A 7617-nucleotide genomic window follows, 5' to 3' on the forward strand; every position below is an offset into this window, starting at 1 on the left:
ATCGGGGCGTATAGCTCAGGCGGTTAGAGCGCTTCGCTGATAACGAAGAGGTCCCAGGTTCAAGTCCTGGTACGCCCACGGAACCTGTGCAGGTTCAAGTGGAGGTTTGGTACGCAGTACTGCGGCCGGACCGGAACGGGGAGCATGTGAAGAAGTTGCTTGTACTGGCAGCCGCAATCGCAGGCTTCCTGGTCTACCGGAAAGCACAGGAATCCGAAGCCCGGAAAACAGTCTGGAGCGAGTCGACCGATTCGGTTGACTAGGCCGGACGCCTGGTCTTGGAGCTGGTCAGCAGCCCCAAGGTTCTAGGGTATGATGGACGGGTTGCTTCTTATGGGGGCATGGCGCAATTGGTAGCGCACCTGCTTTGCAAGCAGGGGGTTCGGGGTTCGAGTCCCCGTGCCTCCACCATAAGGAAGTCCCGGTTCAGCGGAAACGCTGGCCGGGACTTTTGTTTTTCTCCGGCACACGTAGGGGTGGATGGTGGCCTTCTTTATTGCAGCCCTTGGTGTGCTGGGTGTCGCCTCCTCGGGCCCGCTGATAGCAGCCACCCTGGGGGCCACCAGCGTCAGTGCCCTGGCCATAGCCTTCTGGCGCAATGCCATCGGTGCCGCCGTCATGGCAACCCCTACGCTCATCCGTCAACCGGCCCAGTTCGGCAGGGTGACCAGGGGGGAATTCCGCTGGTCGCTGCTCGCCGCCGTCGCCCTTGCCCTGCACTTTGCCTGCTTCATTACGTCGCTGCAGCTGACCTCCGTTGCGGCAGCCACGGCGCTGGTGTGCCTGCAGTCCGCGTGGATCGCTGTCTTCCAGCTCTTCAGGGGAACCAGGCACCGGTGGCAGGTGCTGGCCGGGCTGGGCATCGCCTTTGGCGGAGTGGTGGCGATTACGGGCTTTGATATGGGATCTTCTCCGGACGCCCTCCTGGGAGACCTGCTGGCCGTGGCGGGCGGTGCCCTGGCCGGGCTGTACACCCTGGCGGGAGGCAAGGCCCGGCAGAGTATGACCACCGGGACCTACACAACACTTTGCTACGGGATGTGTGCTGTCCTGGTGGCGGTCATGGCACTGCTGGGCGGACAGCCCCTGGCGGGCTTTGAGGCGGCCGGCTGGCTGGGCATCCTGGCGATCACCGTCTGCGCCCAGCTCGTGGGCCATACCGCGTTCAACCACCTGCTCGCCACGATGAGTCCGCTGCTGGTGTCGATGATCATTCTGCTGGAAATCCCCGGTGCGGCCCTCCTGGCCGCCTTGTTCCTCCAGGAGAAACTCCCCGCCGGTACCTATGCGGGATTGGGACTGATCCTGGTGGGACTCGCCGTTGTGGTCCTGGGCCAAAAGCCCGGAAGGGCGGGAAGATGGGGACGCGGAGCAGGAAAGCGGGACCAGGACGGACCACCGGACCGGCCGCTGGCCGAACTGGGGACGGACTGACCCGTTAGGCCGGCGTTTCCCGCCGAACCCTACTGGCCGCCGCGGCGGGCAGGCTGGGCTGTATTAACGGTGTGGATGGCCCGCAGGAGCTTGGCCGGGAAGTACACCGAGAAGAAGACCACCATGGGTGCCTTCAGGGCCATCTTCTTAACGTTGTGAGCCTTGTACGTGCGGTCAAAGCGGGTGACGTAATAGCGGTAGTCGCGGGGTGAATCCTCCAGGCGGCGCGCGGACATACCGGACACCATCTGGGGGCAGTAGTTGATCTTCAGCTCGTGGTCTGCCAGGTGCAGGGACAGATCGATGTCCTCATGCATCTCGTCCTTCTCGTCACGGCACGTCTCTGAGCGGATGATCTGCCAGGCGGAAGAACGCAGGGCCATGTTGGAGCCGAACAGGAAGTGGTACTGGTGCTTGGCAAGCTTCAGCATGAGCTGGCGCATCTTGTCGTCGGCTTTGAGGCCGAAGCGGCGCATGGGCATGTCGTAGTAGACCACGGGGCCGGTGGCGGCCTGGACTGACGGATCGTCGAACGCGCGCTGCACCTGCTCCACCCAGTCCGGCTCTACTACGGAGTCAGCGTCAATGCGGCCCAAAATGTCGCCGGTAGCGTTGTCCAGGCCGAAGTTGCGGGTGGGTATGAGTCCCTGCTCCTTGTCCTGGCTGAGCAGGATGATGGGGCTTTCCGGATACTCAAGCTGCATCTGGCGGACGATGTCAGCGGTCCGGTCCTTGGAGAGGTTGTCCACCACGATGATTTCGTGGGCGGGCACCGACTGGTAGATGGCAGCTATGAGGCACTGCCGGATGACGCTCTCCTCGTTGTATGCCGGGATGACAATGGACACGCGGGGCTGGTCTGCTGCGTCGTGCAAGGCATCCTCAGAGGATTGATCGGCTGACATCAGTCCAAATCTAGCACCGATCAGTGGCCCGCCCCCGGAGCGCGATGGAAGGTGGACATGAATAAAGGGCCCCGCCCCAGTGAACTTGTCACCGGGGCGGAGCCCTTAGGCACAGCGCAGCAGTACTAGGACTGCGTGGCATCCTTGTCGGCGGTGGACTTGCCGTTGCCGATGTTGGAGGCGATGTTCTGCGTGGCAGTCTTCGCGTCCGTGACGATCGGCGCCGTGGCGCCCGGAATATCCTCGGCCACGTGCTTGGCTTTGTCCGCGGCGTCATCGGCGGTTTCATCGGGTGCCGCAGCCGCACCCGCGGTGGTGTCAGCCACGGTGCCGCTGGTGGCCTCGGGAACGTCGTTCACCGTGGTGGCCGGGACGGGTGCAGGAGTGGGCGTGACCGGGGACGGCGTCTTCCACGGATCCTCAACCGGCTTGGAGGCTTTCCAGGCTGCCACGCCGGCGGCAACGGCCGCCGCGATGACACCGAAGACCAGCCAGCCGCGCTTCTTGGGCTTCTGCGGCTCTGCCAGCTGGATGCCTACGGTGCGGCCGGCCTCCGTTGCGGCTGCCTTCAGCTGGGTACCGGTGGCCTGGGCCTGCTCCTGGAGGGCGTGGATGATTCCAACGTCGCCCAGCTTCTGGGCGACGGCGTCAACGTGGGCCGGTGTGTTCTCGAGCGTGCGGTGCACAACCTCGGATGCCTGGCCGATCTGGTCCGACAGGCGGGGAAGGTATTCAACAACCACCCGGTCACGGGCGTTGAGGATGACCGGGGTGGCCTTGTCCAGGGCCTCATGCAGCCGGGGAGACGCGCCCTCCACGGCATCGTTGATGCGCGGGGCCAAATTCGCCAGGCCATCCTGGAGGCGCGGTGTCACTGTTGCAACGCCGTCGGCCAGGTTGTGCGCCGCGCTCTTCAGGCCTTCCTGGATCTTGGGAGAAGCAGTATCCAGGCTGTGCTGGAGACGGGGAACAGCCCAGTCAACAGCTGCTTCCACGCGGGGGGCTGCCCAATCCCGGGCATTCTCTACGGCGCTGGTGACTGACTGCTCAAGGTCACGGGCAATACGATCCGATTTCTTCACAACTACCTCCCGATTAATGTGACGGTCTGTGGTTAGCCTACGTGGCTTGATGTTCACCGGCTATTCTCATCCCGGATTTTAGGCGGATTTCACCGAGCGCGGAACTGTCCCCTCAGCCCTCGCCACCCGATTGGGCCGTGAAAGAATGGGCCTATGACTGCCATCGCAACCGCAAAAGCAACCATCCACACAAGCCTCGGCGACATCGTCGTGAACCTCTTCGGCAACCACGCGCCCAAGACGGTCAAGAACTTTATTGGCCTCGCCACCGGCGAGCAGGCTTGGACCCACCCGGAAACGGGCGAGGACAAGACGGGTACGCCGCTGTACAACGGCACCATCTTCCACCGCATCATCAAGGACTTCATGATCCAGGCCGGCGACCCGCTGGGCCGCGGCGTGGGCGGACCGGGCTACCAGTTCGACGACGAGATCCACCCCGAACTCAGCTTCAACCAGCCGTACAAGCTGGCCATGGCCAACGCCGGCATCCGCATGGGCAAGGGCACCAACGGCTCACAGTTCTTCATCACCACCATCCCCACCGACTGGCTGCAGGGCAAGCACAGCATCTTCGGCGAAGTGGCGGACGACGAATCCAAGAAGGTCGTTGACGCCATCGAGGGTGTCCGCACCGGCATGGGTGACCGCCCGGTAGAGGACGTCACCATCAACAGCATCGACATCGAACAGCTGTAATCCCCTTCCATGAGTTACGGAATTCCGTCGGCTGAGCCGTCCGCGCAGGTTCCGGTGTGCCCCCGGCACCCGGACCGGCCATCCTATGTGCGCTGCCAGCGGTGCGGACGCCCCGCATGCCCGGACTGCCAGCGGGCGGCCGCCGTCGGATTCCAATGCGTTGACTGCGTCAACGAAACACGGCGTACGACGCCGGAGGTACGGACCGTCTACGGCGGCGCCGCAGTGGCCGGCAAACCATTGGTAACGTACGCCATCATCGCCGTGTGCGTGGTGATGTATGCGCTGCAGTTGTTGGTGCCCAACCAAGCGGTATTACAGAGTCTGGCCTACGCCAATATCTTTGCAGAACCACGGTGGGGGCAGTTTGAGCCCTGGCGGATGTTCACGGCGGCGTTCCTGCACTCCCAGGGCTCCTACCTCCACATCATCTTGAACATGTATACGCTGTGGATTTTCGGCCAGGCCCTTGAGCCTTTGCTGGGCCGCGTGCGCTTCCTGGCACTGTACGTGGTCTCTGCCATCGGCGGCTCTGTTGGCTACCTCATGCTCACGTCGCTCTACGTGCCGGGTCAGCAACCAGGAGCAGTGGTCGGTGCTTCCGGTGCCATCTTCGGCCTCTTCGGCGCCATGCTGCTGGTGCAGCGGCACCGGGGCGGGGACACCCGCCAGCTCTGGGTGCTGATCGCCATCAACGGTGTGATCGGTTTCCTGATCCCCCAGATCGCCTGGCAGGCGCACCTCGGCGGGCTGGTTACCGGCGCGCTGTGCGCGGCCGTCCTCGCCTACACCCCCCGCGGACCCAGGCAGGGCCTGATCCAGGCAGCGGGGCTGGCAGCCTTCCTGGCGCTGCTGATTGCCGCCAGCTGGATACGCATCTCACTGTAGGTCCCGCAGCCACCGCAGCTTCCACTCCCTCAAGAGAAGGCCCCGCCATCCACACGGATGCCGGGGCCTTCTTTATCCACAGCCTTTATCCACAGTGTTGGTAACTTACACGCCTGTAGTTCTGATCGGAAAAGCACGTTTCCCGCCAGCAGGCAGGAGTTTTCCCGGATATCCCCTTCCTTCATCCACATCTGTGGATAACTCTTGGGGATAGGGCTGTGCTTAAGTGGACAAATCGGGTCAATACCGCCGGTCTGTGGAAAAAACCGCTGGAAACCTTGGCTTCGCACCCTCGGAAGCCCTTCGTCGCGGAACTTTCAACAGGCTTGTGCACAGTGTTAATAACTGACAGTCATGTAGTTCCTTCTGGAAGAACACCCGCGCAGCAGTGCCAAACGGCCCGCGGCGTCGAAATTTCCCCATGCATTTCCACAGCTGTGGATAAGTTGTGGGTATCGCGGTGTTGGTAAGTGGAAAAGATCAACAGGCCAGGTGTGTAAAGCTGGTGGCAACGGACTCACGCCCGCTCCTTTGGGCTGGGCTGTCCACCTGCCAGTTTTCCCCACCGTTGTGTTCGTCCAGGAGAAACCATTGAGCGCCACCACCCAGCACATCTATCTCGACAAGCAGCATCCAACCCTGTGGCGTGCCCTCAACGGGCTCGGACTCAAGGTGCGGGAGGCCGCGGAGGCGGCCGGGCTGGACGAAACCACCGTGGAGCTCCTTCGGGTGCGGGTCTCACAGCTCAACGGTTGTGCCTACTGCCTGGACCTGCACGTCAGGGAAGCCATGGAGGCCGGGGAAACCGCGCAGCGCCTGGCTGTGCTGCCGGCATGGCGCGAGACGGCTCTCTTTACGGAGAAAGAGCGGGCGGCACTCGCATTGGCAGAGAGCATTACGGAGCTGCCGGGCCATAGTGTGCAGGGGCACGAGGAAGCCTACGCCCGGGAGCACCTTTCGGAGGAGGAATTTTCCGCGGTGAGCTGGCTGGCCATTGCCATGAATGCTTTCAACCGGGTCTCTATCACCAGCCACCATCCGGTCGCCCGGGACCGGTAGAGAGCAGGTTCCCCGGGTGAAGCTCGATTATGCGTGCACTGCCCCGGTTTATCCACAGGTCTTCCACACTGTTAATAACTGCATGCGGATGGCCGGTTTGACGCTTTTGGTGCGTCATGGCTCCCCAGTACGGCTTCGGTGCGGTGGCAGTGGAAAGTTTTCAACAGTGTGGATAACTTTCCCAACAGTTGGGGAAAACTTAGAAGGCTAGACCCCTGGAGCGGCCCAGATTCCCGAGGATCCACGGCGGTGGCTGTCCAGCAGGTGGGTGTCCACCATGCCAATGGCTTCCATCAGGGCGAACATAGTGGTGGGTCCCACGAAGGAGAATCCCCTTTTCCGCAGCGCCTTGGACAGCGCCACCGACTCCGGGGACTGCGTGGGAATGTCAGCGTGGAAGGCCGGGCTGGGCGTCTGCGCGGGCTTGAACTGCCACACGAAGTCCACCAGGCCACCGTCCTGCCGCAGGGCGAGGGTGGCCTTGGCGTTGCTGATGGCGGACCGGATCTTCAGCCGGTTCCGCACAATGCCCGGGTCCTGCATCAGGCGCTCCACGTCGGCCTCGGTAAACGAGGCAACGGCGTCGGGGTTGAAGGCGGCGAATGCCTCGCGGAATGCGGGGCGCTTGCGGAGGATGGTTGCCCAGGACAGCCCGGCTTGGAAGCCCTCAAGGCAGATGCGCTCGTAGAGTCCCTGTTCGTCGGTGACCGGCAGGCCCCACTCGGTGTCGTAGTACTCGCGCAGGAGGGGGTCCGTGGAAGCCCACAGGGGACGCGCGAGCCCGTCCTCGCCCAGCACCGCGCCGCTGTCAGGCGCCATGGATGCCACCGGCTATGAACGCCACCGCGTGGTCATCAGGAACCCTACGATGGCGATGCCGAAGCCGGCCACGATGTTCCATGATGCCCACGCCTGGACTGGAAGCCGGCCTTCGCTGATGTAGAAAGTGATGATCCAGAGGAGGCCAATGATCATCAGGCCGAACATGACCGGCTTGAACCAGACAGGGTTGGGCTTGTAGGTCTGGGACGACGCCTGCGCGGTGGTGCTGGCGGTCTTCTTGCGAGGCTTTGACTCGGGCACTGGCTCTCCTTGGCGGGCTGAGACAAGCTCGGCGTTCCGGGCTTGATATCCTGCAAGAAGGAAGTTGCCAGCGGTCTGCGCGATCTTGGTCAAATCTGGATTCTTACTAGCAGCCAATTCTAGTCGTAGTTCATGGGGCACCAGTGCCCGCCGCAACCGCCCCGAGGAGAATGCGTGGTACTGCAGGAGAAGGCGAGGCCCGCCGCTGCGCCGCGTGCCGGCGTCGTATTTCTGCGCGGAACCATCCAGGTCCTGGGTGAGCTGCTCATCACCGCCGGGGTGGTCCTGCTGTTGTTTGTCGCCTGGCAGCTGTGGTGGACCAACGTTGAATCGGATGCCAAGCAGAGCGCAGCGATCAAGGAGTTCGCCCAGGATCTGGGCACCCCCGAACCTGCCGCTCCGGAAGCCCCCGCCGCTCCGGCCCCCCCCGAACAATTCGGCCCACCCGCCGAGGGCCAGTCTCTTAA

9 protein-coding genes, 2 tRNA genes and 1 pseudogene are annotated in these 7617 nt (G+C 63.2%); 8 read left to right on the forward strand and 4 right to left on the reverse strand.

All coding sequences use genetic code 11. From position 1 onward, the window contains the following. The first annotated feature begins 4 nt into the window (after positions 1 to 4). The 4 genes from FNL14_RS16675 to FNL14_RS16685 all read left to right on the forward strand — a co-directional run bounded on the left by FNL14_RS16675 (position 5) and on the right by FNL14_RS16685 (position 1434). Positions 5 to 78, forward strand: a tRNA-Ile gene (locus FNL14_RS16675). Between the two features lie 68 nt (positions 79 to 146). After that, positions 147 to 263, forward strand: coding sequence for a DLW-39 family protein (locus FNL14_RS23505; RefSeq protein WP_220126193.1), 117 nt, complete (start codon positions 147 to 149; stop codon positions 261 to 263). Positions 264 to 335: 72 nt separating this feature from the next. Continuing rightward, positions 336 to 411, forward strand: a tRNA-Ala gene (locus FNL14_RS16680). A gap of 72 nt (positions 412 to 483) precedes the next feature. Continuing rightward, positions 484 to 1434: a DMT family transporter gene (locus FNL14_RS16685; RefSeq protein ID WP_142062144.1), complete on the forward strand. Its 951-nt coding sequence runs from the start codon at positions 484 to 486 to the stop codon at positions 1432 to 1434. A 29-nt stretch (positions 1435 to 1463) separates the two neighbouring features. Here FNL14_RS16685 and FNL14_RS16690 read toward each other — a convergent pair whose 3' ends face one another. Both FNL14_RS16690 and FNL14_RS16695 read right to left on the reverse strand, forming a co-directional pair. Then, positions 1464 to 2339, reverse strand: a complete 876-nt coding sequence (locus FNL14_RS16690) for a glycosyltransferase family 2 protein (RefSeq protein WP_142062119.1) — start codon at positions 2337 to 2339, stop codon at positions 1464 to 1466. Between the two features lie 125 nt (positions 2340 to 2464). Further along, the gene (locus FNL14_RS16695; protein WP_142062122.1) at positions 2465 to 3421 is read right to left on the reverse strand and encodes a hypothetical protein; all 957 of its coding nucleotides are present in this window, start codon (positions 3419 to 3421) and stop codon (positions 2465 to 2467) included. Between the two features lie 153 nt (positions 3422 to 3574). Between FNL14_RS16695 and FNL14_RS16700 the strand changes: the two genes are divergently transcribed. From FNL14_RS16700 to FNL14_RS16710, 3 genes are all read left to right on the forward strand, one after another. After that, a complete protein-coding gene (locus tag FNL14_RS16700; RefSeq protein ID WP_091419357.1) occupies positions 3575 to 4120 on the forward strand; it encodes a peptidylprolyl isomerase in 546 nt (181 codons plus the stop codon). 9 nt (positions 4121 to 4129) lie between these two features. Next, positions 4130 to 5008 (forward strand): rhomboid family intramembrane serine protease, encoded by an 879-nt coding sequence (locus FNL14_RS16705; RefSeq protein WP_142062125.1) that lies wholly within the window; start codon positions 4130 to 4132, stop codon positions 5006 to 5008. Between the two features lie 591 nt (positions 5009 to 5599). Further along, positions 5600 to 6067 carry a carboxymuconolactone decarboxylase family protein gene (locus FNL14_RS16710; protein WP_142062128.1) on the forward strand — a complete coding sequence of 156 codons (468 nt, stop codon included), beginning with the start codon at positions 5600 to 5602 and terminating at the stop codon, positions 6065 to 6067. Positions 6068 to 6274: 207 nt separating this feature from the next. Here FNL14_RS16710 and FNL14_RS16715 read toward each other — a convergent pair whose 3' ends face one another. Together FNL14_RS16715 and FNL14_RS16720 are read right to left on the reverse strand one after the other, a co-directional pair. Next, positions 6275 to 6886, reverse strand: a complete 612-nt coding sequence (locus tag FNL14_RS16715) for a DNA-3-methyladenine glycosylase I (RefSeq protein WP_142062131.1) — start codon at positions 6884 to 6886, stop codon at positions 6275 to 6277. Between the two features lie 12 nt (positions 6887 to 6898). Continuing rightward, a complete protein-coding gene (locus FNL14_RS16720) occupies positions 6899 to 7150 on the reverse strand; it encodes a cell division protein CrgA (RefSeq protein WP_091419633.1) in 252 nt (83 codons plus the stop codon). A 174-nt stretch (positions 7151 to 7324) separates the two neighbouring features. On the opposite strand from FNL14_RS16720, the pseudogene FNL14_RS16725 reads away from it, so the two are divergent. Further along, positions 7325 to 7617: pseudogene (locus FNL14_RS16725) on the forward strand (class E sortase); the annotation flags it as partial.

Origin of the sequence: Pseudarthrobacter sp. B4EP4b (assembly GCF_006680095.1) — a bacterium.
Lineage (GTDB): Bacteria > Actinomycetota > Actinomycetes > Actinomycetales > Micrococcaceae > Arthrobacter.